The sequence below is a fragment of the Pelatocladus sp. genome (assembly GCF_059505505.1).
The window spans coordinates 20,378-44,069 of sequence record NZ_JCACKS010000119.1 but is presented as its reverse complement, the minus strand read 5'-3'; the positions used below and the strand labels follow the sequence as shown (position 1 = coordinate 44,069).

Sequence of the window (23,692 nt, the reverse complement as noted above, 5' to 3'; positions counted from 1 at the left end):
CAAATGGCGAAAAAAGTAGTAGCGGTCATTAAATTGGCCCTGAATGCTGGGAAAGCCAACCCAGCACCGCCAGTTGGACCCGCCTTGGGTCAGCATGGCGTTAATATTATGATGTTCTGCAAAGAGTACAACGCCAAAACAGCAGATCAAGCTGGGACGGTGATACCAGTAGAAATTTCGGTATATGAAGACCGGAGTTTCACTTTTGTACTCAAGACTCCACCCGCATCGGTATTGATTACCAAAGCAGCAAAAATCGACAGAGGCTCTAGCGAACCCAACAAGAGAAAAGTTGGTTCAATTACACAAGAGCAGCTGCGGCAGATAGCTCAAACAAAAATGCCTGATCTCAACGCTAATGATGTTGAAGCAGCAATGAAGATCATTGCAGGCACTGCCAAAAATATGGGTGTGACAGTCACAGATTAGTCATTGGCTAAGAGTCAAAATACTCAAGACAAAATCCAAAATCTAAAATCCAAAATTGTTTTGGGGGAGAGAATTAACCTCGTTAACGACCCCAGGAGAGAAAAAATGACAAAAAGAGTATCGCGTCGTTTACAGGCGCTATTAGAAAAAGTAGAAGATAGGGAGTATGATCCCTTAGATGCTTTAAGTCTTTTAAAACAGACAGCAACAGCAAAATTTCCCGAAGCAGCAGAAGCACATATTCGCTTGGGGATTGACCCGAAGTATACCGATCAACAATTGCGGACAACGGTTGTACTGCCTAAAGGTACAGGACAAGAAGTCCGAGTTGCAGTAATAGCCAGAGGCGAAAAAGTAACAGAAGCAACCAACGCAGGAGCTGATCTCGTCGGTTCAGAAGAACTGATAGAAGAAATTCAAAAAGGAATGATGAACTTTGACAAGCTAATCGCCACACCTGATGTCATGCCACAGGTAGCGAAGCTTGGTAAATTGCTTGGTCCACGCGGTTTGATGCCGTCGCCTAAAGGTGGTACAGTAACATTTGACCTGGCAAGTGCGATCGCAGAATTCAAAGCAGGTAAATTAGAATTTCGTGCTGATCGTACAGGTATTGTCCATGTTATGTTTGGTAAGGCGTCATTCTCACCAGAAGATTTACTGGTAAACTTGAAGGCCTTGCAAGAAACAATTGACCGTAACCGTCCTTCAGGAGCCAAGGGTCGTTATTGGCGCACAATGTACGTCTCTGCCACAATGGGACCATCGATTAAAGTCGATGTCACCGCCTTACGCGACCTAAAAGCTGAAGCAGTATAAACGGTTATTGGGGATGAGCGATCAAGAATCGGGAAGAGAATTTTCCCAATAATTCTTCTCTCTAGTGCTTAAAATACACAAATTCCCGATCCCTGATACCCAATCCCCAATCTCCAATTCCAATTAAATAGCAAAGCCGGAGACAGCAGGTGCCGTTGGCTTAATATCCTGCCGAGGTTTAATCCAAATTGCTTGAAGTTCCATCCTTCTTTGGTGTGGTATTTCTGGCATAAGGAGAAGGGTAGTTTAAATCTACCTTTCAACTAAAACCCCGGCTTTTGCAGCTGGGGTTTATTGTTTTCGTTGTTGGTTATGTAGATAGTGATTAGTGGGAAAAAGTTAAAAGTTAGAATAAATTATTTTATCTTTTTGCTTACTTTAACAATCAATTATTTACCACTAACTACTGTACGGACGTACGAGCATTCGTCCCTACTAACTACTAACTATTAACCACTAACAACAAATCCTTTAAAGGAGGTGAAACAAATATGGGTAGAACCATAGAAAACAAACAAGAGATTGTTGCTGAACTCAAAGAAAGTTTGAGTCAGTCGCAATTAGCACTTGTGATTGATTATCAAGGGCTAACAGTTGCCGAAATTACAGACCTGCGGCGACGACTGCGTCCTACAGGAGCAACATGTAAGGTAACAAAAAATACCCTGATGGGGATTGCCATTCAAGATGATGAAAAATGGCAACCTTTATCAGAATTGCTCAAAGGTTCTTCTGCTTTTTTGTTGGTTCAAGAGGACTTCTCTGCTGCAATTAAGGCTTATCAAGACTTCCAAAAAGTCACCAAAAAGACAGAAATGCGCGGCGGCGTTATGGAAGGTCGCCTGCTAAAAGAACCGGATGTTAAGGCGCTAGGCGATTTGCCATCCAAAGAGCAACTCATGGCACAAATTGCTGGAGCAATCAACGCTTTGGCTACCAAAGTTGCTGTTGGTATCAACGAGGTTCCCAGTTCGCTGGCTCGTGCTTTGCAGGCCTATGCCGATAAAGAAAAAGGTGGCGAAGAAGTTAGTGATTAGTTGTTAGTTATTTACTCCAACCACCAACAACAAATTTAAATTACAGGAGTTAATCAATGTCTGTTGCAACTGATGAAATTTTGGAAAAATTAAAATCCCTAAGTTTGCTGGAAGCAGCTGAGTTAGTTAAGCAAATTGAAGATGCTTTCGGTGTGAGTGCTGCTGCACCTGCTGGTGGCATGATGATGATGGCTGCTCCCGGTGCTGGTGCTGCGGCTGCTGAACCCGTAGAAGAGAAGACTGAGTTTGACGTGATTCTCGAAGATGTTCCAGCCGATAAGAAGATTGCTATTCTTAAGGTTGTACGTGAATTGACTGGTTTGGGTCTCAAAGAAGCAAAAGACTTAGTAGAATCTGCACCTAAAGCAATTAAAGAAGGTATGGCCAAGGAAGCAGCTGAAGATGCTAAAAAACGCATCGAAGAAGCTGGCGGTAAAGTAAGTGTGAAGTAGTAATTACCAATTGGAATTTGGCATTATCCTAATAAATTAATTGCGAATTCCAAATTTCAAGGGAGCCTAATACAGGCTCCTTTTTTAACACTTTTTAGCCTCACTAGGATTTACAAAATCATGTAAATCGCCATCCCATATACTGATATAAATCAGACCACAATTTTGACGTACAATCTGACCTTTGAGGAAACCTACGCTAAAACGGAAATGATCCAAACGTCGCTGTAAAACTTGCAGTAGTCCCTGCTTAATTTCTTCAGTTAGCTTACCGCCTAACATTTCTTCAAAAGTTGTTTGTATTAGCTGAATATCTACAGATTGGGCAAAAGCGATCTCAGTTTGTCGAATTCTTCCAGAATTGCGGTCAAATAAGTAGCCAAGCTGAATTTGATTTGGCACTAAGATGTAACTGGCAGCACGAGTATTACCCCAAACACCCCTTGAATCTTGATCTGGCTTACCAAGAACTGCTCTTACATTACTTCTTGGTGTACCTGTGGGGAATCCCGGAACTTTGCGTTTGTTGGTTGTTTTAGATGATTGATTACGAGGCGTGTTGTTTTCTGGTTTAGAAACCACAGGGGTATTAAGAGCATCTTCAGGTTCTGGTGGCGTAGGTGCAACTGAGAAGGGAGAAGGTGAAGAAACAGGCTGCTTCGGCGATGATTGCGAAGCTACAGGTGTATTACTTTGTTTAACAGTAGAACCTGTGGGTTTTGGCGAATCTGTAGGATTTGTGGTTTCAGATTTTGAAATGGGTGTAGGTCTTGATGTGGCTGAGTCTAAAGACTCTGGCTTGTGAGTAATACCAATAATCGCTACTGTACCAATTAAGCCTGCCACAACCAAGCTACCAATAATCCAAGTCGGCTTTTGCCAGTTTCTAGGAATTGAATAGGTAAGGGTAGCTAGAGCGCTGGAATCAGAAGACAATGACTGAGTTTGTACAGATGTAGATGTAATAGTAGTGATATCTGGGGAAAGCGTGGGTTGAGTGGTAGTCGTTGGGATAAAAGAGTTAGTAAGTAATTGCTGTGAATGAACAGCAGATTGCAAAGTATGTAGCATTTGGCTTGCAGTAGTATAGCGATCGCCTGCTTGAGGCTTAATAGCACGACTAATGATCATTGCCAATTCGGGTGATATCCCAGCAGCATAATACTGCCAAAGTATTTCTCCTGTTCGTGGTTCAGTTTGTAACTGTCGGGGGTGTTTACCACTCAGTAGATAAATTGCTGTTAATCCTAAGCTATAAATGTCAGTGGCATAAACTGCGCGTCCTATGAATTGCTCACTAGGCATATATCCAGGCGTACCCATCACCAGCGATTGAGTTGTGTATCCCGGAGAATTCACCACTGTTCTTATTGTTTCCTTGACTGCACCAAAATCAATCAATACAGGCTTGTGATTAGATGAGTCGAGAATAATGTTATCTGGCTTGATATCACGATGGATAATGCCTTTGCTGTGAACATAGTCCAAAACTGACAGCAGACTCAACAAAATTTCTCTGACTGCTGTTTCACTAAGTGAACCTTGAGTTTTAATTATATTTGACAGGGTTTGACCTTGAATCCATTCTTGAACTAAGTAAAACTGCCCGTTCTCGTAAAAGTAAGCGTAGAGTTTAGGGATTTGGTCACTACCTTCCCCCAAAAACTCTAAGGTAGTCGCCTCCCGTTCAAAGCGTCGTTGAATTTTCTGATAAATATTTGGGTCATTTGTGATCGGTTTTAGTTGCTTAATCACGCAACGACGACGAGAAGGCAGATAGGTATCTTCTGCCAAAAAGGTTTCGCTAAACCCACCAACAGCCAGCACCTGGATCACTTGATAGCGATTGTTCAACAGCGTCGTTGTCATGCTCCTTTAAAAGCTTTTATTACTCCTCCGGCTCGCCCTCTTCAACTGTAGACTAAATACCTGGAGGTAAAGCTTCCTGACAAGGAAATAAAAAGTATAGAGAAGAAAATATATATTTATGTATTCTGTAAATTCTATAATTAGCTAGATTTATGGATATAAATTTTATGTAGTGATAATATCAATTCGATATTAATTAAATAAATTCAAGCAAATTAATTATTACAATCAAATTCTTGACTTTTAAAGCCCGCACAAGCGGGCTTTTTTTAATGCAAATCTGCATCCCAGACACCAATATAAATTTGACCTTCTGAATTGCGTTGAATCACACCTTCTACTCCCCCAGCACTAAAAGAGTATTGGTTAATTTGACGCTGATAGACTCTTTGCAGTGCTTGATTAATTTCACCAGAAGCACTTCCTCCCAGCATTCCTTGCAAAGTTGATTGCATCACCTGGGGTGAAACAGATTGAGCAAAGGATACTTCTGTTTGCCGTAACGCTCCTGATTTTCGGTCAAATAAATAACCAAGATCGACCTGATTTGGATGTAAGCGATAAAGATAAGCGCGGGTATTCCATAAACCTCTAGAAACTTTCGCGGGTTTTCCTAGTGAGGATTTCACAGTCTTTTCCGAAGTCCCTGTGGGATAAGCAGGAACACTTAGACTATTAGTATTTGCAGTAGCAACTTTTGGTTCTTTTTCCTGCGCTGGGGGTGGTGTCGGTGTCTCAGGAGTAGGATTTTCAGCAGGTTGTTGCTGTTCTGGTGTCGGGACTGCTGCGGTTTGAGAATCTTCTGGGGGTGGTGCTGGTGTAACTGTGGATGGTTGTTGCTGCGGTGCAGATACAACTGGAGGTGTATTAGAAGTAGAAGCTTCTGGTTGCTGTGGAGAAGTGGGTATTAAAGGCGACTGGGAGGCAGTAGGTGTATCGGTGGGTTCAGTAGTGGGAACTACGGAGGATGGTGTAGAAGTTGGATTTGTGGTATTGGGTGCTTGTGTAGTTTCTGGTAATGGAGTTGTATCAACAGTTGCTTCTAATTGTGGTTGGCGAGTCATATTCGCGATCGCAATCCCAGCAATCAAACCACCGAAAACCAAACTACCAAAAATCACCGCAGGTTTTTGCCAATTATTAGAACTGGAAGACGCCGGGATAAAAGCAGATTTTTGTGCAGAAGCGAAAGGCTGAGTTACTTGCGTATGTGCAACCGCAGGGGACAGGGCAACTGTGGATTGAGTTGTTGAATATGATGGTTGTGGAGGAATTGTGTTTGCAGATTCCAAAGCATATAGCATTTTGCTAGCAGTCGAGTAGCGATCGCTTGCTTGGGGTTGAGTTGCTTGTTTGAGAATCATTGCTAATTCTGGCGATACCCCAGGGACAAAATCCTGCCAAATTACCTCCCCTGTTTGTTGGTTAGTCGGTAACTCGTGTGGCGGCTTACCTGTCAACAGATAAATTGCTGTTAAACCCAAGCTATAGATATCAGTACTATAGACTGGACGTCCTACGGCTTGTTCGCTAGGCATATAACCTGGTGTGCCAATCACCAGAGATTGAGTAAGATAACCTGGTGTAGCGACAATGGAACGTATGGTTTCTTTGACTGCACCAAAATCGATCAATACAGGCTTATTATTGGTAATGCGAAGAATAATATTATCAGGCTTGATATCCCGATGAATTATGCCTTTACTATGGACATAATTTAAGACTGATAAAAGATTTAATAATATTTCTCTGACTGTATTTTCACTGATTTGCCCTTGGGCTTCGACAAGGTTTGTCAGGGTTTGACCTTGAATCCATTCTTGGACAAGATAAAATTGTCCATGTTCAGAAAAGTAAGCGTAGAGTTGAGGTATTTGGTCACTGCTTTCACCCAACAACTCTAAGGTAGCTGCTTCCCGTTCAAATCGTTGTTGGATCATTTTGTAGGTTTGCGGGTCGTTTGTCACTGGTTTGAGTTGCTTAATCACGCAGCGACGTCGAGAAGGCATGTGGGTATCTTCTGCTAAAAATGTTTCGCCAAACCCACCAGCAGCAAGTACTTGAATAACTTTATAGCGGTTATTTAACTGTGTTATAGTCATGCTCCATTGCAAGTGAGCGTCTTTACAAATTTATCTTAGATGTAATAGACGTATCACAGGCGGGGTATTATGCCAACAAAAATTTTGGCGTTGACTAAATTGCTGTTTTTATGGCGAATATTGATGTAGATTGATGAATGCTTATGGTTTTTGCGTAGACATTGATGGTGTTGTGATCAAAGAGAATTCCTTCGCAAATCAAGGAGATGAGTCGAGTGCAAATTCGCGAAGATGACCTAACAGGTAAAAAGATTGCTGACCTTCTGCGCGAACATCTCGAAAATATGCATGAGATTACCCCGCCCCAAAGTGTTCATGCTCTTGATTTAGAGGCACTGCGATCGCCTGATATTACTTTTTGGTCGGCTTGGGAGGGTTCGGAATTACTCGGATGCGGCGCCCTTAAAGAACTAGATTCAAGAAGTGGCGAAATCAAATCAATGCGTACCGCCAAGGCTCACCACCGTAAGGGTGTCGCCTCTAAAATTCTTGAACACATCATCAAAGAAGCCGAGCGGCGTGGTTACGATTGCTTGAATTTGGAAACAGGGTCTTTTGCTGAGTTCGCACCCGCACGAGCCTTATACACACGTTATGGATTCGAGTACCGAGGCCCCTTTGCTGACTACATTGATGACCCAAATAGCGTATTTATGACGAAAAAGCTCTAGAATCGGATATGAACATGGGTTTAAAACAATTACTGCAAGAAAAACGAGAAGAGATCCTGAGCATTGCTGCTAAACATGGAGCTTATAACCTGAGAGTTTTTGGCAGTGTGGCTAGAGGTGAGGAAACAGAAGCAAGTGATATTGATTTTTTAATTGATTACGATTTAGAGAAAATTTCGGCTTGGTTTCCTGGTGGGTTAATTTTAGATTTAGAAACTTTGTTAAATCGAAAAGTTGATGTAGTAACAACTCAATCTTTACATGATTTAATTCGGGATAAAGTTTTTCATGACGCTGTCCCTTTATGAAAGATAGTCGGATTTATTTGATTCACATTCGAGATTGTATCAGCAGAATTAAGCAATATACAGCCGATGGGAAAGAAGTATTTTTTCAGGATATTAAAACCCAAGATGCGGTTTTAAGGAATCTTCAGGTAATGTGTGAATCAGTACAAAAGTTACCTAGTGATTGGAAAAATGCATACTCTGAGATTGAATGGAGTAATATTGCTGGGTTTCGCAATAGATTAACTCATGAATATTTGAATGTAGACCTTGATATTGTTTGGAGTGTGATTGAAAAGTATTTAGCAGAGTTAGAAAGAACAATTGATGCAATGGCTCAGGAGTTTTGGAATGTTTAGGCAACATTGAAAAAGTTGCCATACTACTATAGGAATCCTATTTGATTTTTGAAAAAATTCCGTACATTTTGACCTGAAGTATGACCGCCTGCTTTCCCTATTGCCTATTGCCTATTGCCTACCTCTACGAGTAATTCATAAATCAAATCGGGTTGCTATATATGACGACTTTTTGGGGTTCTTTTCTTGTTTGTTGTACCCAAGTGGTATAAACGAGCGTACATACAAAAAACCTTAAATAAATTGCTGTTGGGTTAGTATCTCATCCAATTCTACCAACTCACGTCAGAGGGCTGGATAAAGGAGCGATCGCCTGCATCTAAATTTTATTAGCAAGACATATGAGCTGGCGATCGCTTTTAGTTCACCTTGTCCCTTGCAATTGGATTTTATTTTAGAAGTCCCTAAGCTACTTTTCTGGCTTCTAGGTGTTTTAATTCACTGGGAGCAAACACACCATTCTCGGTAATGATGGCTGTAATTAATTCTGCTGGGGTGACATCAAAAGCGGGATTGTAGAATTCCACACCATCGGGTGTCAAAATAGTATCACCGATTTGATATATTTCCCCTGGGTCGCGTTCTTCAATCGGGATTTGACTACCATCAGTTAAGTCAAAATCAATTGTAGATAGGGGTGCGGCAACAAAGAAGGGAATATTATGCGCCTTGGATACTAGTGCTAAACTATACGTCCCGATTTTGTTGGCTGTATCTCCATTGGCAGCAATTCTGTCAGCACCCACAACTACAGCATGAATCAAGCCTTGTTTCATGCAGTGGGCAGCCATGCTATCAGTAATTACCGTAACTGGAATGCCTTCTTGTACACATTCCCAAGCCGTCAATTTTGCACCTTGCAATCTTGGTCTGGTTTCATCGGCAAATACTCGTGCCAAACGTCCTTCTCGCCAAGCAGAACGCACTACACCCAAGGCAGTACCGTAACCTGCGGTTGCTAATGCTCCAGCGTTACAGTGAGTGAGTAAGGTCAGTTGTCCTGGTTGAGTAGGTAAAGCTTTTAAGCCGTTGTCACCTATGTCTTGGCAGGTTTGTAAATCTTCAGCATTGATATTTTGGGCTGTTTGGAAGAGAGTTTTTCTAATCTCATTCACTGTGCCAATAGTTTCATAGGCTACTTTCATCATCCGGGAAATTGCCCAGAATAAATTTACTGCTGTGGGACGGGTAGAACGTAGCATTTGGGCAACATTTTCCAGGTGATTTAAAAACTCATCCCGATTGTCTGTGTGAATTTCTCTAGCACCAAGATAGATTCCATAAGCAGCAGCAACACCGATCGCAGGCGCACCCCGGACAATCATGGTTTTGATGGCAACTGCCATATCTTCACTGCGACTAATTTCTACAAATGCATACTCATTTGGCAGACGAGTTTGATCAATCAGCGAAACCAAGTCGTTGTGCCAGATCACGGGATACACTTGGTTAGTTTGAAACATCATATTCCTTGAAAATTAGTTGGGAACCACAAAAACAATAATATCGAGCCAAGAGAAAAGGGAAAAGAATTTAAACCGTTTCCTTTTCCCTTACTTACTTGTGTATTTGTGGTTAATTCTATTACACTACTGCGGATTTTGGTTGAGTAAAGTAAGCTTGTAAAACCTTTTCAGCAATTTGTGGACTTGTTAAACCTAATTCTGCCTTTGATTGATTTGGTTCTGCATGATCTACTAATATATCTGGTACACCAATTCGCTTGATCGGCACAACAATATCAGCATCTAACAGTGCTTCGGCGACTGCGGAACCAAAGCCACCCATTACACAACCCTCTTCCAAGGTGACAACACGTCCAATTGTTTGGGCGAGAGGGAAAATTAATTCTGTATCAAGAGGCTTGACAAAGCGGGCATTTACTACAGTTGCTTCTATGCCATGTTCGCTGAGAATTTCAGCTACTTGCATGGCTGGATTTACCATTGTGCCATAGCCCAAGATGAGTAAATCATCTCCTTGACGGAGAATTTCGGCTTTACCGATTTCCAAAGCTTCCCAACCTTCTTCCATTAACGGCACACCATAGCCATTACCACGAGGAAAACGCATGGCGATCGGTCCAGTAGTATGATTAACGCCTGTAACGATCATGCGCTGAAGTTCGGCTTCATCTTTGGGTGCCATTAGTACCATGTTGGGAATGCAGCGTAGATAGGCAATATCGTACATCCCTTGGTGAGTAGGGCCATCAGCACCAACAATTCCTGCACGATCCAAACAGAAGAATACGGGTAAGTTTTGGATACAAACATCGTGGATGATTTGATCGAAGGCACGTTGCAAGAAGGTGGAATAAATAGCAGCAACAGGACGCATACCTTCAGCAGCTAGCCCAGCAGCCAAGGTGACGGCATGTTGTTCAGCAATACCTACATCTATATATTGATTAGGTAGCTTGGCTTGTAATTTATCTAAGCCTGTTCCCGTGGCCATTGCAGCCGTAATCCCGATGATTTTTGGGTTTTGTTCGGCGAGTTTGACTAAAGTGTGGGCAAATACTTTTGAGTAAGCAGGGGGTTTAGGTTTACTAGAGGGGACAGCTTTACCAGTAGACAAGTTGAAGGGGTTTTGAGCATGATAACCAACTTGGTCTTTTTCGGCAATTTCATAACCTTTGCCCTTCGTTGTTGATACATGCACTAACACAGGCCCGACAATTTGATGCGCTTGTTGGAAAGTAGCAATCAATTCTTGTAAATTATGCCCATCTACTGGCCCCATATAGGTAAAGCCAAGTTCTTCAAAAACTGCACCCACCTTTGGTACCGCTAGGCGTTTCATCCCTTCTTTGATGCGTTCTAGTTCTGGGGACAGAGATTCACCGACAAAAGGAATTTGCTTAAATTGTTCCTCAAAACTATCTTTGAAAAATTGCACCGGGCCGCTAAGACGCATTTTGTTAAGGTAGCGGGGAATTGCACCAACGTTGGGAGATATGGACATTTCGTTGTCATTGAGGACAACTAATAAATTAGTTTTAGGTAGGTGTCCAGCATGGTTGATGGCTTCCAATGCCATACCGCCAGTCAACGCCCCATCACCGATAATAGCAACAACTTTAAATTTTTCTCCTTTGGTATCTCGTGCTAAAGCCATACCCAAAGCTGCGGAAATACTGGTAGAAGCGTGTCCAGCACCAAAATGATCGAACTTACTTTCACAGCGCTTGAGATAACCAGCAACTCCATCTTTTTGCCGTAGACTGTCGAAACGACTGTAGCGTCCTGTAATCAGTTTGTGGGGATATGCTTGATGTCCGACATCCCAAATGACTTTATCGCAATCTAAGTCTAGTGTTTGATATAGACCCAAGGTTAACTCTACAACACCCAACCCTGGCCCTAGATGTCCTCCAGTTGCTGCTACGGTTTGCAGATGCTTATCCCGAATTTGACGGGCAATTTGTTGCAACTGGCGAATCGATAAACCGTGCAACTGATTGGGATGGGTAATTTCACTCAAATGCATACTTATAGCGGTTTCCTCTCTAGATCTTATATACTGATTTTCTCACGCTAGGGTGATGAGCAACTTTCAGCAAATTTTCTTAAAAATCTAATATTTTCAACATATTTCGTCATCGATGGGATTATAGCTTTGTTTTTGGCAAACAAAATACCAATTATCCATGTTTATCCGTGTTTGATTTCTCAAACATAAAATATAATTTGCCAAAGCTTACCGAGAACCTTGCACACCACTAATTCGTAAAACATCGCTAACAGTGGCACAGTAATTTGGTAAGCCAAAACTATCAGGATTCACGAACTTATAATAAGTAAAATGCCGATAGTTCATACAAAATCTATCCCAAGCAGCCATCCTAATGCGAAACAAGACTATTAATAGGTTAGCTAATGAGAAAGACAGGGGGATACGAAAGCGAATTTTTTTACCAAGATAAGCACACAGTTCTTCGATCGCTTGGTTTGCTGTTAATGGTGCTTGACCTAAAACTAATTGCCTACTTTCGTTTTCTTGAGGTGGATTGTCGATTAAATATCGTACGACTGTAGCAATGTCTCGTGCATGAATAAAGTGAAAGCTACCGTCTGCTTGCAAAAAACGAATGTAATCTATATATTTTGTAATTTCAGGAATACCGGGTGTTATATGTGAATAGGGTTTATGATCGTCGCCGCCCAAAACTAATGTCGGGAAAACTTCAGTAATTTTAGGTGCGATCGCTAATTTGCTGATTTTCTGCAAGCAATCATATTTAGAGCGGATATAATCTGTACCTAGTTCTCCTGCTTCCTTGAGTGGTTTGTTTTTGCTGTCTAAAACACTAGCTGTTGAAAAATAAATTACCTGTTCGCAGATCGCTGGATCTAAATAATTCAGTAATTCTAGAGTTTTGACGACATTAATATCAAAAGTCCCCGCCCCACCCCACGCTGTAGCGGTTAATACTGCGACATCTATTGTTTTCAACAACTCCGCAAAATGGCGAATGTCTTGCATATCACCTTGCAAAACATTGACATCAGGACGAACTTGTGTATCTACTTTTAATTTCTCTGGGTTCCTCACCAGCAGAAATAGCTCGTGGTCTGTTTGTTGAATTAATGCTTCACTAAGATAGTGACCAATACAGCCACTTGCGCCGGTGACAAAAATTCGCTTTTTGGTCATAAAAATTTGTTGTTTGTTGCTGGTTGTCTGTTGTTTGGATTTTACTGGAATAGTTGTTTATTAACGGAGATTTGTTTCCGAATAACCAACACCTAACACCTAACACCTAACAACCAACAACCAACAACCAATACCTAACAACTAACCGCATTAAGTTGCTTGGCTGTTTCAAAGAAGAAGGCGACATTTTCTTCAGGGGTTTCGGGGAGAACTCCGTGGCCAAGGTTAAGAATGTGACCCCAGTTACCAGCTTTGCGAACCGTATCGATCACGCGATCGCGAATAAATTCCTTAGATCCAAACAACACACCAGGATCAAGATTACCTTGTACCTTCATGTGTTTGCCCAATCTGGCGCGTGCATCTGCCATGTCTACTGTCCAGTCTACAGTAATAATATCTGCACCGGATTTTGCCATTCTTTCTAGCAAACCTGCACTACCACTAACTAAAAGAATTAGGGGTGTATCTGGGTGAGTTTCCTTAACTTTTTGGAAAACTTTTTGCTGATAAGGTAAAGCAAAGGTGTCATAATCTTGGGGACTTAATTGTCCTGCCCAAGAATCAAACATTTGCACAACTTGCGCGCCGCAGTCAATTTGATAGCGGACGTAAGTGGCGATCGCATCTGAAAGTTTGTCTAAAAACTGATGCAGGACGCTTGGATCAGAAAACGCCATATTTTTAATAATGGAATAGGTTTTAGAACCTTTTCCTTCTACGACGTAAGCTGCTAAAGTCCACGGCGCACCGACAAACCCCAACACCGTTGATTTATTGCCCACTTCTTGGCGCAGTGCTTGCAATATAGTTTTGATAAACGGCAGAGATTTTTCTGGTTCTAAGGGAAGCAGGTTGTCAACTTGTGCTTGGGTGCGGATGGGAGATTGAATAATTGGCCCTTTACCTTCCGCAATATCCATCTCTATGCCCAAACCAGGCAATGGTGTAACGATATCAGAAAATAGAATTACACCATCTGGTTGAAAAGCCCGCCAGGGTTGCAAAGAAACTTCGATCGCAACTTCTGGAATTTCAGATCGTTCACGAAACGAAGGGTATTTCTCCCTTAAATCCCGATAAGCTTTCATATATCGTCCCGCTTGTCGCATCATCCACACTGGCGGACGATCTACAACTTCACCACGAGCTGCTCTAAGGAGAAGAGGATCACTAGAGGAAATACCCATTAACAACTCATCCTAAACTCTTTATTTATGTCATTGTTTAGCTTATCATTCTGCTTTGTGGTTTTTCAGGCGAGTTGGGGATTGGGGATTGGGAAATAGGGGATCGGGGATTGGGGATTGATTCTTCTACCTGTTCCCTGTTCCCTGATTCCCAATATTTACATTTTTGCCTTATTCTTGTTTCAGTATTTGATTATTATCGTAAATATTTTTACTTAAAGACGGATGCAAGCACAATCGAATATACCTTCTGGAGAAGCTTCTATCTCTAGTACTGGCAAAGGATTGAGGTTTTTAATACCGCGATCGCAGCGACGTAAGTTTTTTATCCAATTTACCGTGATGAGTTTTACCGGATGGATTGTAGGGGGAATTACTAGTATTGCCATAGAAAAATATCTTCTGCAAACACTCCCGGCTGCTGTACTCCAACAGCAACCTTCATGGTACGGATTGATAAAATTTCTGAGTAGTGTTATTTTTGCAATAATTTTCGCCACCGATCAAGCACTTGTCTTGCGCCGATACTTATCTGCATGGTGGTTGTGGGTGCTTGCTACCAGCGTCGGTTGGTTGGTTGCTAATCATGTTTCTACAGCATGGATTAACTATATTTCATCTATCGCTGACTCTTTGAATAAAACTTTATCTTTTGAGGATGTAATATTTTTTGGAGGTTTATCAACCCTCTCCTATGTTTTATCTGGAATTTGGGTAGGATTTCTCCAGTGGCTAGTATTACGGTGGCATACAGCACGTGCTTGGTGGTGGAATTTTCTGCCTTCATTTTCGTATTTGTGCATCAGTATTTTCGTTTGGCTGCTTTCTTTTTTACAAGACCTAATTCCAGAAGTCAGCCGCGCTCAGATATTGTATTTAAGTGGACAAGCATTGACGGCAATTATATTAGGAGTTATTCCAGCCATCGGCTTTTGCAGGTTGAAAATTTACTCACGCCGTATCCTTGCATCAAGGTAGCTTCCATGAACTGTGTATACCAGGGTGAATAAAAATATGATTCTTCTTACACTCCTACACCCTTACACTCCTATACCCATTTTCAAGATAGTTGCAGCAAACTCAGGTGATTAATATGAACAAAATTGACTCCTCACATACGACAGTTACTCCACCCGTCGCTGAAAAACAATCGCAGGTGTTAGAGTTACACGGCGACAAGCGGATTGATAATTACTTTTGGATGCGCGATCGCGAAGATCCGAAAACGATCGCCTACCTGGAAGCAGAAAATGCTTACACTCAAGCCAAGATGCAGCACACGGAAACTTTCCAAACACAGCTATACGAAGAAATGCTGTCTCGAATTAAGGAAACAGATCTTTCCGTGCCTTATCGTAAAGATGAATATTATTATTATTCCCGCACAGAAGAAGGTAAAGCCTATCCAATTTATTGTCGCAAAAAAGGCAGTCTTGATACTTCTGAAGAAATACTACTAGATCAAAATCAACTAGCCAAAGATCATGAGTTTTTCAGTATTGGAGTACTACAAGTTAGCCCCAATCATCAAATTTTAGCTTATTCAGTAGATACGACTGGCTCTGAAAGATATACACTGTTTTTTTTGGATTTAAATACTCGTCAAGTTTATCCTGAAAGTATCTCTGATACCTACTTTTCCTTCGCCTGGGCTAATGATAATCAGACGGTATTTTACACTAAATTAGATGCTGCTAATCGTCCATATCAGTTATTTAGACATATATTAGCAACAGATGTTAATGAAGACATTCTGATCTATCATGAACCGGACGATACTTATTTTTTAGCAGTAGGCAAAACTCGTAGCCAAGCTTATATTTTGTTGAGCTTAGGGAGCCAAATCACCTCAGAAGTTCACTATTTAGATGCTAATCATCCTACGGGAAAATTTCAGTTATTTCATCCTCGAACTACAGGAGTAGAATACGACATTGATCATCACAGTGATTATTTTTATATAGTCACAAATGAGCAAGCAATTAACTTTAAGTTAATGAAAACTCCTGTAAATGCACCCGGTAAAGAAAATTGGCAAACTATTATTCCTCATCGAGAAGATGTGATGTTATCAGGAATTAGTTTGTTTACCAATCACTTGGTGATTTACGAACGTAAGGATGGATTACCAGTTGCGAGGGTACAAAACCTCACGAAGGGAAAAGAACATAATATTACTTTTCCCGAACCTACCTACTCATTTTTTGAAGGTAGTAATCCAGAATTTGACACTACAATTTTGCGGATACACTACACTTCTTTAATTACGCCGCCATCCGTATTTGATTATGATATGGAAACAAATGAGCGGGAATTGAAAAAAGAAACAGAAGTTTTGGGAGACTACGACAGAACTCTATATAACAGTGAAAAATTGATGGCTTTGGCTCCTGATGGTACACAGATTCCCATATCTATTGTTTATAAAAAAGGAATCAAAAAAGATGGTAACAATCCTTTGTATCTGACGGGATATGGTGCTTACGGAGTAAATTCCCCAGCATATTTTTCTTCAACTCGACTATCTTTATTAGAGCGGGGAATTGTATTTGCGATCGCTCATATTCGTGGTGGTGCAGAAATGGGACGCAAATGGTATGAAGATGGCAAATTTTTGCACAAAAAGAACACCTTTACAGATTTTATTGCCTGTGCAGAATATCTCATTTCCCAAGGCTGGACAACAAGTAATGCACTTGCTATTTCTGGTGGTAGCGCTGGCGGTTTATTGATGGGAGCAGTAGTCAATATGCGTCCTGATTTGTTTAAAGTTGTAGTTGCCGATGTACCTTTTGTAGATGTAGTCACAACCATACTTGATACTTCTTTACCTTTGTCAGCAATGGAATGGGAAGAATGGGGAAATCCCAACGATAAAGTCTATTACGACTACATGAAATCATACTCGCCCTACGATAATGTCGAGGCGAAAACTTACCCAGATATGTTAATTACAGCAGGTTTGAACGATGCTCGTGTTAAGTATTGGGAACCTGCAAAATGGACAGCAAAACTACGAGAACTCAAAACAGATGACAACATTCTCCTGTTGAAAATTAATATGGGTGCAGGACACAGTGGCGCATCTGGACGTTACGAAAGTCTTAAAGAACTGGCGTTTGAGTACGCTTTTGTCTTGGATAGATTGAGTGTAAGGGTGTAAGGGATCGGGGATCGGGAGAAGGGGAACGAGGGAGCTTGGAGCTGGTAGAAGAATCAATCCCCTATTTCCCAATCCCCGATCCCCGATCCCCTATTTCCCAATCCCCAATCCCCGATCCCTTACTTCCCCCAAATCATATCCAAACGCTCTTGAGCAGTTTTGAGAGCTTTTTCAGGAGACTCACCCAACAAAGTAGCCTCGATCGCTCTCCCCAGATTATCAGAAAGACGACTGTAACCAGCAATAATTGGTCGAGCGCGTGCTACAGACACTTGCTCTAAAAACATTTTTAACACTGGTTTTTGGCTGATAAATTCTTGAAAAGCTTGACTTTGAGCAGATTTAATGTTTACTGGTAAAAAACCTGTGCCAATACTCCACTCTGTTTGAAATTCTTCACTCAAGACGTATTCCAAAAACTTAAATGCAGCTTGCTCTCTTTCTGGCGTAGTTTTCATTACAAACATATTTCCCGTACCTGTGACTGTAGCTTGCTCAACTTTTCCAGGTATGGGAAATACATCAAAATCAACATCAGATTTCATAATGTAAGTCCAAGGGCCAGTAATCTGCATCGCTACTTTACCAGCGATAAAATTATCTTCCTCATATCCTCGTTCTGGTGCAGATAATTTGGCTGAACCATCTTTAATTAAATCTTGCCAGAATTGCAAAGCTGCGATCGCTCCTTTGTTCATCAAATCTGGTTGATTATCTTTGACAATCTCTCCCCCCGCACCCAATAAAAACGGGAACCAGCTAAATACACTCCATTCTCCTTTTCCCAAGGGTAATAACATTCCGTATTGTTCGGGGCGATTGTCACTATTACGATCTATAGTTAATTTTTTCGCAACTTGTCGTAACTCTTCCCAAGTCTTTGGTAGTTCAGTTATTCCCGCAGCTTTAAATAAATCTGGTCGATAAAAAATCCCCATATTGCTAGTATACAAAGGGATTGACCAAGTTTGACCATCTAAGCGCAATTCTTCAAATAAATTGGGGACAACTTGAGATTTTACAGGCGATTTTTCTAGCCATTCATCTAAGGGTTGAATTGCTCCTAATTCTACGAACTGACCTGTCACTTGGGGGTAAAATGTCAGAATATCTGGAGGTACATTACCAACAACTGCTGTCAATACTTTTGGTAATCCTTCTGCATAGACAGATTCGACTTTGATAGTAGTATGAATCTGATTAAATTTGTTTACCAGCTTTTGAAAAACATCACGATTTGTAGGGGGATTGATTGACTGCCATAATGTCAGATGAATGACTCCGTTGTCTTGAGGTGCTGGTTTCTCGCAGCTAGATAATACCAGACACAAACTCAGGATCAACCCCAAAACGAGAGCTTGCTTAGTGTAGCTGGTAAAGTAATGAAAAAGTTTTTTGATGTGCGATCGCCAAAGCAAAATGATAATATCCATGCCAAGTATTTAAGGGGAGCATCCCAATTTTTTCAAAATATCGTAAAGCAAAGGGTTTAAACTCTTTGCTAATAGCGCAAGTCGTCTCAAGACGACTTCATAAAATCAAACAGTCTGCTGAAGCAGACTTGAACTATCAGACTGCGATTTCAATCGCAGGTGTTTTTTGAACTAGTTAGTATTATTTGTGCGAGCTTACTTAGCTAGATGAAGAAAATTTTTCTATAACACTCTTGGTAATACTAGTTTCAGCTCTTGTATAAACGTAAGTTTCTGGTTGAGTGACTTTTCGAGTTTTAAATAATTTTACCGCTCGATGCCAAAAATCTGTATCTTCGCCATAAGCAATATTTTCAAATCCCTGTAACTCCAAAAATACTTGTCTTTTTCCAAAAAATGTCGGGCCGAGAACACATTCACGCAAATTAATTGTTTTTCCTGGTTGAAAATAATCTGCAACAAAAATTTCTTCTTCTGTAAAAAATCCCCCTTCAATCAAATCAACATCGGGATTAGCTTTCATAAATTCTAGCCTTGACTCTAAATGATTTGGTTTGTAGACATCATCGCTATCAATGAATGTTATATATTTGCCAAATGAGCTTTGAATTCCGATATTTTTAGAATATGCAAGTTTCCGATTTTGATGTTTAATATAACGAATCTGTCTAAATTTTTGTAGATAGATATTGACTATATCAAAACTATTGTCTTGACTACCATCATCCACTATAATCAGTTCCCAATCTTTAAAGGTCTGAGCAATAACACTATTAATACAATTATTTAAGTATTTTTCTCTGTTATAAGTACAAAGAATGACTGATATTTCAGGAGTGAAATCAAAAAGCACATTACTCATTCTTAAGAAACTCTAACTATTTTTTACTTAGAAATATGCTATCAAATTTCTACTTTTTTAGGACTTATACCATTTCTTTATGAAGATGTATATAAATAAATGGTATAAGTGGAATAAACAAAATAACCCGCGCAGGCGGGTTTGGTTTGTGTAGCCGCGATTTATAATCGCCAGGGCTGAATAAAATTTTATTTTTAGATTTGATATCCAACCTACATGTTTTCTCACAATTCAGTTCGGACTGCTATATAAAGCTCAGTACTTCTATTTTGTATGATTCATTTTGGCACTATTTGCCCTACTGCAACTGGACATCTTAATTCCATGACAGCTTTAGGGCGTGAACTAAAAAGGCGTGGTCATCGTGTTACTGTTTTGGGTATGCCTGATGCAGAACTTTATGCTCAAGCTGCGGGTTTAGAATTTCGCGCTATATCAGGTTCTGAGTTTCCTGTAGGTACAACAGCCAAATTTTATGAGCGATTGGGAGAACTAAACGGGTTGGCTGCTTTGCGCTACACTACTAGCTTATCTCAAAAAACAACTGCTTTATTTTTACAAGATGCACCACAAGTTATTAGAGAAGCTGGAATAGAAGCGTTAATAATTGATGAATGTCTATTTGGAGGAAGTACTGTAGCCGACTTTTCAAATATTCCCTTTGTTACAGCTTGTTCTGCACTAGTAAATGGTTTTGATAATTGTATTCCTCCAGTGTTTACAACTTGGAAATATAACCCATCTTGGTGGGCGCAACTTCGTAACGCTGCTGGTTATAAATTAATGCTTAACTCTGCAAAATCTATCCATGAAATAATTTCAGAATGTCGTCGTCAATGGAAGTTACCTGCTTGCTCTAATATTAATGATTTTTACTCTGTCTCAAAGTTAGCAATAGTAAGTCAGCAACCCGCAGAGTTTGAATATCCAAGACCTAAATTGACCAGGTTACTCCACTTCACAGGCCCCCACTTTGACCATACAGCTAGAAAACCTGTTGATTTTCCCTTTGAAAAATTGAATGATCAACCCCTAATTTATGCTTCAATGGGAACACTACAAAATCGCCTCAATCATATTTTTTACAAAATTGCAGAAGCATGTATGGGGTTAGATGTTCAACTGGTGATTTCTCTTGGTGGTGGATTAGAACCAGAAGCATTACCAAACTTACCAGGAAAACCTTTAGTTGTGAAATATGCACCACAGCTAGAACTGCTACAAAAAGCTAGTCTGACTATTACTCATGCAGGACTAAATACGACCTTGGAATCTTTATCTAATGGTGTACCTTTAGTTGCTATTCCTATCACTAATGACCAGCCAGGAGTAGCAGCACGTATTGCTTGGACTGGTGTAGGAAAATTTATTTATACTTCTAATTTGACTACTGCTAGATTGCGTCAAACTATTCAAGCAGTGTTGACGCAGAAATCTTATCAACAAAATGCTTTAAGATTACAAACTGCAATTAAACAAGCAGGAGGAGTGACTCGTGCTGTTGATATTATTGAACACGTAGTATCTTAATTTTAAACTTAGGCAACAGCATATCCCGTATGTTGTCTGACATTAGGCGGGTGAAATCCCAAGACAATTTTATCTTTGGGAATACCTGCTGCTACTAGTTCATAGGTAACACCATCTTCTGTGTCATCTCGTTGCACCCAAATTTTGCCATCAATAATGTCAATATGAACTAAGCAACCGTGAATTCGCTGGACACCATCCCAGCCTAGAGTTATTAGTAAATAACTGTCCGAATCACTATCAAAAACTGCTTTACATTTAATATCCCCGTAGGAATAAGGTATTTGTGTGTAGGGTACTAATACCTCTTTGATAATGTGTCGATATTTATCTAAGATATCCATTGAATAATCCTCTCAGTCTCTGGATTAAAAACGAGCAAATTGAGATTCTCAGTTTCTATTAAAAGTGTACCAATTGGTTCAGAGAACAAAGCTGTAAATACACTATCGCGCACTGCTAAATATAATGTTCTTTCTGGCTCCAAGCGTTGGATAACAGCACGATACATAATAAATCCTCCTATGGCTTCTTTAAGGTCTGCCATTTCTGAAGGACTGACAAAACTTTTAATTTCTACAGCTATTTTTTTCGTTCCTTGTTCTGCGGCTAAAAGTTGTTTGGCTCCTAAATCTACATACATATCTTTTTGACCCCACTTTAAATGTAAGGGATCATCTGTAATTATCCAGCCTTCTTGAATTAAGGCATTCTTAACAGCATCATGATAAATATCTCTTGCAGGCATATATAAATATTTTAATTAAAATACTCTTGACTCGGATTATCAATTCTGATAAATCTGGATTAATAATCAATAGTCAAAATTAATAAAAAGAATTAGTATTGTCAATAAAATTAAAAACATTTTCTTAAAATCATTGCTCACAAGGAAAAATATTTACACTATGATTCAACAACCTGTTTTACCTTTTTTAAATCGTTATTGGCAAGATTCATTTAGCTTAAAACAACATCTCCAAGAATTTCTAGATATAGATGCAGAAATACTGGAGAGTAAGTTAGCAGCTGGTCAACAACAAATGGCTGATTTAGGTCATAAAGATTTTGATTGGGAACAAGCAACGGCTTTTTATCAAGATAAAGTTAAAGAGCTTTATTTATTTGATTTAGGAGCATGGCATTTATCAATTCATGAACGTCTTGGTAATATGCTACGGCTAATTGCAGATCATGCTCAAGGTAAAGTGTTGGATTTTGGGGGTGGAATTGGTACTCATGCGATTGCTGCTGCTTGTTGTCCTCAAGTTACAGAAGTAATTTATTGTGATATTAATCCGATAAATCTTGATTTTGTGCGTTATCGAACTACTCAATTGGGACTAAGTGACAAAATCCGCTTTTGTTCAGAAATACCTGCTAACGAAACTTTTACAACGATTCTTTGCTTTGATGTTTTAGAACATTTACCAGACCCAAGTCAGCAGTTACTAAAGTTTCATCAAATTCTCACATCTGAGGGTAAGATGATTCTCAACTGGTTTTTCTCTAAAGGTTTCAATCAAGAACATCCTTTTCATTTAGATGATCCTCAGCTAGTAGATGCTTTTTTCCGTAATCTTCAGAGCAATTTTATTGAAATTTTTCAACCTTATGACACATTTGCACGTTGCTATCGAAAATGGAATTAAATTTACTTTTCAGCTACTATACAAGTTGCGACGGGATAATCTGGATGAAAAGCATCTAGTTCTTCTGGGGTTAATTCTTCGACAGCAATTCCATGATAACTAGCTATGACAGTAATTGGATTGCCGTAAACATACAATTTCTGTTGGGAGAAATTTCTAAACATCCAAGCGAAAGCATCTGGTAAAGGTCGCCAATAATCAACCGGGGTCGCATGAACTCGAATCGAACTTGGAACCATTGCAAAACATTTTCCACCATCTTTTAGCCAAGTATAGATATTTTCAATAGCAATCCACGGTGCGTAACAATGCTCTAAAACATTGAAAATAATTACTGAATCTAAAGACTGTGGTTCGATCGCAGATACATCATGAACATCCCCGACTATATCTACCCCTGGACCTGATTCTAAATTGAGAATTCGATAGGAACTACCTGGATTCATTTGATAAAAATCTTTATCTTTGGGAATACCACCTACTTCTAAAATATTGCCAATTACTTGTGCATGAACATCATCAATAAATTTACTGAGATAGTAGCGATCAACAGGAGTACCTCTTGTTAACCCAAATGCTTGACAAATAGGAACTGTCTTTTTCAAATCTCCCCAATCAATAGAGCCTGTAGCAGGAGATAATAAACCTAGATTTTCTAGCTTTTCAACTAATTTAGAAAAGTCTTCTATATTCTCAATTTTTTCCAGGTCATCTTCTAATTGTAGATGAGCAAATAATTGCGGGAGAACTTGGTAAGTTTCTTGACTTAATGAACCAAGTTCAAACTGCATATCTTTTTCGATAAAACTCCGAAATCCTTTGCCATAAATTGTAATTTGGCTATCTGCTATAAATACTATGGCATTGGCAAGTAAATCTTTATATTTATCTATTTCTTCTATAACTTTATTGAGAGTTGGAGCTAATTTAATTTTTTGAAATATTTTATAGGCTTTTTCCAGAGAATGTTCGTGAACAAATATCTCCATTACAGTCAGCCATGATTTTGCTGGAACTATTTCCGCTTGTCTTTGACTCCAAGCAAAAATAGCATATAGCTTGCTGTCATGCTGTTGTAAATATCCGGTAGATACATATTGTTTAGCCATGCAATTAATTCCTCAAAAAATTTATCACTTGAGGACAACTTGGGTATTATAAGCTATTTCTGGATCGCT

Annotated in this window: 22 protein-coding genes and 1 other annotated feature; of the genes, 11 read left to right on the top strand and 11 right to left on the bottom strand. The window is 39.9% G+C overall.

Translation table 11 applies throughout. The features are described 5' to 3' along the window. Nucleotides 1–3 precede the first annotated feature (3 nt). The 4 genes from rplK (at nt 4) to rplL (ending at nt 2,737) form a co-directional block, all read left to right on the top strand. The gene (gene rplK, locus AC5JMK_RS11020) at nt 4–429 is read left to right on the top strand and encodes a 50S ribosomal protein L11 (protein WP_096674062.1); all 426 of its coding nucleotides are present in this window, start codon (nt 4–6) and stop codon (nt 427–429) included. Nucleotides 430–534: 105 nt separating this feature from the next. Then, complete coding sequence (rplA, locus tag AC5JMK_RS11015; RefSeq protein WP_096674060.1) at nt 535–1,248, top strand: 50S ribosomal protein L1; 714 nt, start codon at nt 535–537, stop codon at nt 1,246–1,248. 118 nt (nt 1,249–1,366) lie between these two features. Beyond that, nucleotides 1,367–1,553, top strand: a sequence feature (ribosomal protein L10 leader region). A gap of 186 nt (nt 1,554–1,739) precedes the next feature. After that, nucleotides 1,740–2,285 carry a 50S ribosomal protein L10 gene (gene rplJ, locus AC5JMK_RS11010; protein ID WP_096674058.1) on the top strand — a complete coding sequence of 182 codons (546 nt, stop codon included), beginning with the start codon at nt 1,740–1,742 and terminating at the stop codon, nt 2,283–2,285. A 56-nt stretch (nt 2,286–2,341) separates the two neighbouring features. Then, nucleotides 2,342–2,737 carry a 50S ribosomal protein L7/L12 gene (gene rplL, locus AC5JMK_RS11005; RefSeq protein WP_096674056.1) on the top strand — a complete coding sequence of 132 codons (396 nt, stop codon included), beginning with the start codon at nt 2,342–2,344 and terminating at the stop codon, nt 2,735–2,737. Between the two features lie 84 nt (nt 2,738–2,821). Here the strand turns inward: rplL and AC5JMK_RS11000 are convergent, their stop codons facing one another. Both AC5JMK_RS11000 and AC5JMK_RS10995 read right to left on the bottom strand, forming a co-directional pair. Beyond that, complete coding sequence (locus tag AC5JMK_RS11000) at nt 2,822–4,606, bottom strand: serine/threonine protein kinase (RefSeq protein WP_495910077.1); 1,785 nt, start codon at nt 4,604–4,606, stop codon at nt 2,822–2,824. A 269-nt stretch (nt 4,607–4,875) separates the two neighbouring features. Continuing rightward, nucleotides 4,876–6,708, bottom strand: a complete 1,833-nt coding sequence (locus AC5JMK_RS10995; RefSeq protein ID WP_495910076.1) for a protein kinase domain-containing protein — start codon at nt 6,706–6,708, stop codon at nt 4,876–4,878. Between the two features lie 206 nt (nt 6,709–6,914). Between AC5JMK_RS10995 and AC5JMK_RS10990 the strand changes: the two genes are divergently transcribed. The 3 genes from AC5JMK_RS10990 to AC5JMK_RS10980 are packed head-to-tail and all read left to right on the top strand — an operon-like array spanning nt 6,915 to nt 8,025. Next, nucleotides 6,915–7,379, top strand: a complete 465-nt coding sequence (locus tag AC5JMK_RS10990; RefSeq protein WP_495910075.1) for a GNAT family N-acetyltransferase — start codon at nt 6,915–6,917, stop codon at nt 7,377–7,379. A gap of 14 nt (nt 7,380–7,393) precedes the next feature. After that, the gene (locus AC5JMK_RS10985; RefSeq protein WP_495910085.1) at nt 7,394–7,687 is read left to right on the top strand and encodes a nucleotidyltransferase family protein; all 294 of its coding nucleotides are present in this window, start codon (nt 7,394–7,396) and stop codon (nt 7,685–7,687) included. Beyond that, a complete protein-coding gene (locus AC5JMK_RS10980) occupies nt 7,684–8,025 on the top strand; it encodes a HepT-like ribonuclease domain-containing protein (RefSeq protein WP_096674050.1) in 342 nt (113 codons plus the stop codon). The genes AC5JMK_RS10985 and AC5JMK_RS10980 overlap by 4 nt, the downstream gene beginning before the upstream one ends. Nucleotides 8,026–8,429: 404 nt before the next feature. Here AC5JMK_RS10980 and mtnA read toward each other — a convergent pair whose 3' ends face one another. From mtnA to hemE, 4 genes are all read right to left on the bottom strand, one after another. Continuing rightward, a complete protein-coding gene (gene mtnA / locus AC5JMK_RS10975; protein ID WP_096674048.1) occupies nt 8,430–9,488 on the bottom strand; it encodes an S-methyl-5-thioribose-1-phosphate isomerase in 1,059 nt (352 codons plus the stop codon). A gap of 121 nt (nt 9,489–9,609) precedes the next feature. Further along, nucleotides 9,610–11,517, bottom strand: a complete 1,908-nt coding sequence (gene dxs / locus AC5JMK_RS10970) for a 1-deoxy-D-xylulose-5-phosphate synthase (protein ID WP_096674046.1) — start codon at nt 11,515–11,517, stop codon at nt 9,610–9,612. A 210-nt stretch (nt 11,518–11,727) separates the two neighbouring features. Then, entirely contained in the window at nt 11,728–12,684 is a 957-nt protein-coding gene (locus AC5JMK_RS10965) for an NAD-dependent epimerase/dehydratase family protein (protein ID WP_096674044.1), read from the bottom strand. Between the two features lie 134 nt (nt 12,685–12,818). Further along, entirely contained in the window at nt 12,819–13,874 is a 1,056-nt protein-coding gene (gene hemE / locus AC5JMK_RS10960) for a uroporphyrinogen decarboxylase (protein WP_096674042.1), read from the bottom strand. Between the two features lie 342 nt (nt 13,875–14,216). On the opposite strand from hemE, the gene AC5JMK_RS10955 reads away from it, so the two are divergent. Both AC5JMK_RS10955 and AC5JMK_RS10950 read left to right on the top strand, forming a co-directional pair. Beyond that, complete coding sequence (locus tag AC5JMK_RS10955; protein WP_096678724.1) at nt 14,217–14,852, top strand: hypothetical protein; 636 nt, start codon at nt 14,217–14,219, stop codon at nt 14,850–14,852. Between the two features lie 115 nt (nt 14,853–14,967). Beyond that, nucleotides 14,968–17,037 carry a S9 family peptidase gene (locus AC5JMK_RS10950; protein ID WP_495910074.1) on the top strand — a complete coding sequence of 690 codons (2,070 nt, stop codon included), beginning with the start codon at nt 14,968–14,970 and terminating at the stop codon, nt 17,035–17,037. 119 nt (nt 17,038–17,156) lie between these two features. On the opposite strand, the gene AC5JMK_RS10945 is transcribed toward AC5JMK_RS10950, so the two are convergent. Together AC5JMK_RS10945 and AC5JMK_RS10940 are read right to left on the bottom strand one after the other, a co-directional pair. Beyond that, entirely contained in the window at nt 17,157–18,470 is a 1,314-nt protein-coding gene (locus AC5JMK_RS10945) for an ABC transporter substrate-binding protein (RefSeq protein ID WP_096674038.1), read from the bottom strand. A gap of 199 nt (nt 18,471–18,669) precedes the next feature. Beyond that, nucleotides 18,670–19,332, bottom strand: coding sequence for a glycosyltransferase family 2 protein (locus AC5JMK_RS10940; protein WP_096674036.1), 663 nt, complete (start codon nt 19,330–19,332; stop codon nt 18,670–18,672). Nucleotides 19,333–19,605: 273 nt separating this feature from the next. Here AC5JMK_RS10940 and AC5JMK_RS10935 point away from each other — a divergent pair, with 273 nt between their 5' ends. Continuing rightward, nucleotides 19,606–20,862 carry a glycosyltransferase gene (locus AC5JMK_RS10935; protein WP_096674033.1) on the top strand — a complete coding sequence of 419 codons (1,257 nt, stop codon included), beginning with the start codon at nt 19,606–19,608 and terminating at the stop codon, nt 20,860–20,862. A gap of 8 nt (nt 20,863–20,870) precedes the next feature. Here the strand turns inward: AC5JMK_RS10935 and AC5JMK_RS10930 are convergent, their stop codons facing one another. Both AC5JMK_RS10930 and AC5JMK_RS10925 read right to left on the bottom strand, forming a co-directional pair. After that, a complete protein-coding gene (locus AC5JMK_RS10930; RefSeq protein ID WP_096674031.1) occupies nt 20,871–21,206 on the bottom strand; it encodes a XisI protein in 336 nt (111 codons plus the stop codon). Next, nucleotides 21,194–21,610, bottom strand: coding sequence for an element excision factor XisH family protein (locus AC5JMK_RS10925; RefSeq protein ID WP_096674029.1), 417 nt, complete (start codon nt 21,608–21,610; stop codon nt 21,194–21,196). The genes AC5JMK_RS10930 and AC5JMK_RS10925 overlap by 13 nt, the downstream gene beginning before the upstream one ends. A 160-nt stretch (nt 21,611–21,770) precedes the next feature. On the opposite strand from AC5JMK_RS10925, the gene AC5JMK_RS10920 reads away from it, so the two are divergent. Further along, complete coding sequence (locus tag AC5JMK_RS10920; protein WP_096674027.1) at nt 21,771–22,514, top strand: class I SAM-dependent methyltransferase; 744 nt, start codon at nt 21,771–21,773, stop codon at nt 22,512–22,514. Nucleotides 22,515–22,516: 2 nt separating this feature from the next. Here AC5JMK_RS10920 and AC5JMK_RS10915 read toward each other — a convergent pair whose 3' ends face one another. Continuing rightward, the gene (locus AC5JMK_RS10915) at nt 22,517–23,623 is read right to left on the bottom strand and encodes a methyltransferase domain-containing protein (RefSeq protein ID WP_096674025.1); all 1,107 of its coding nucleotides are present in this window, start codon (nt 23,621–23,623) and stop codon (nt 22,517–22,519) included. Between the last annotated feature and the right edge of the window lie 69 nt (nt 23,624–23,692).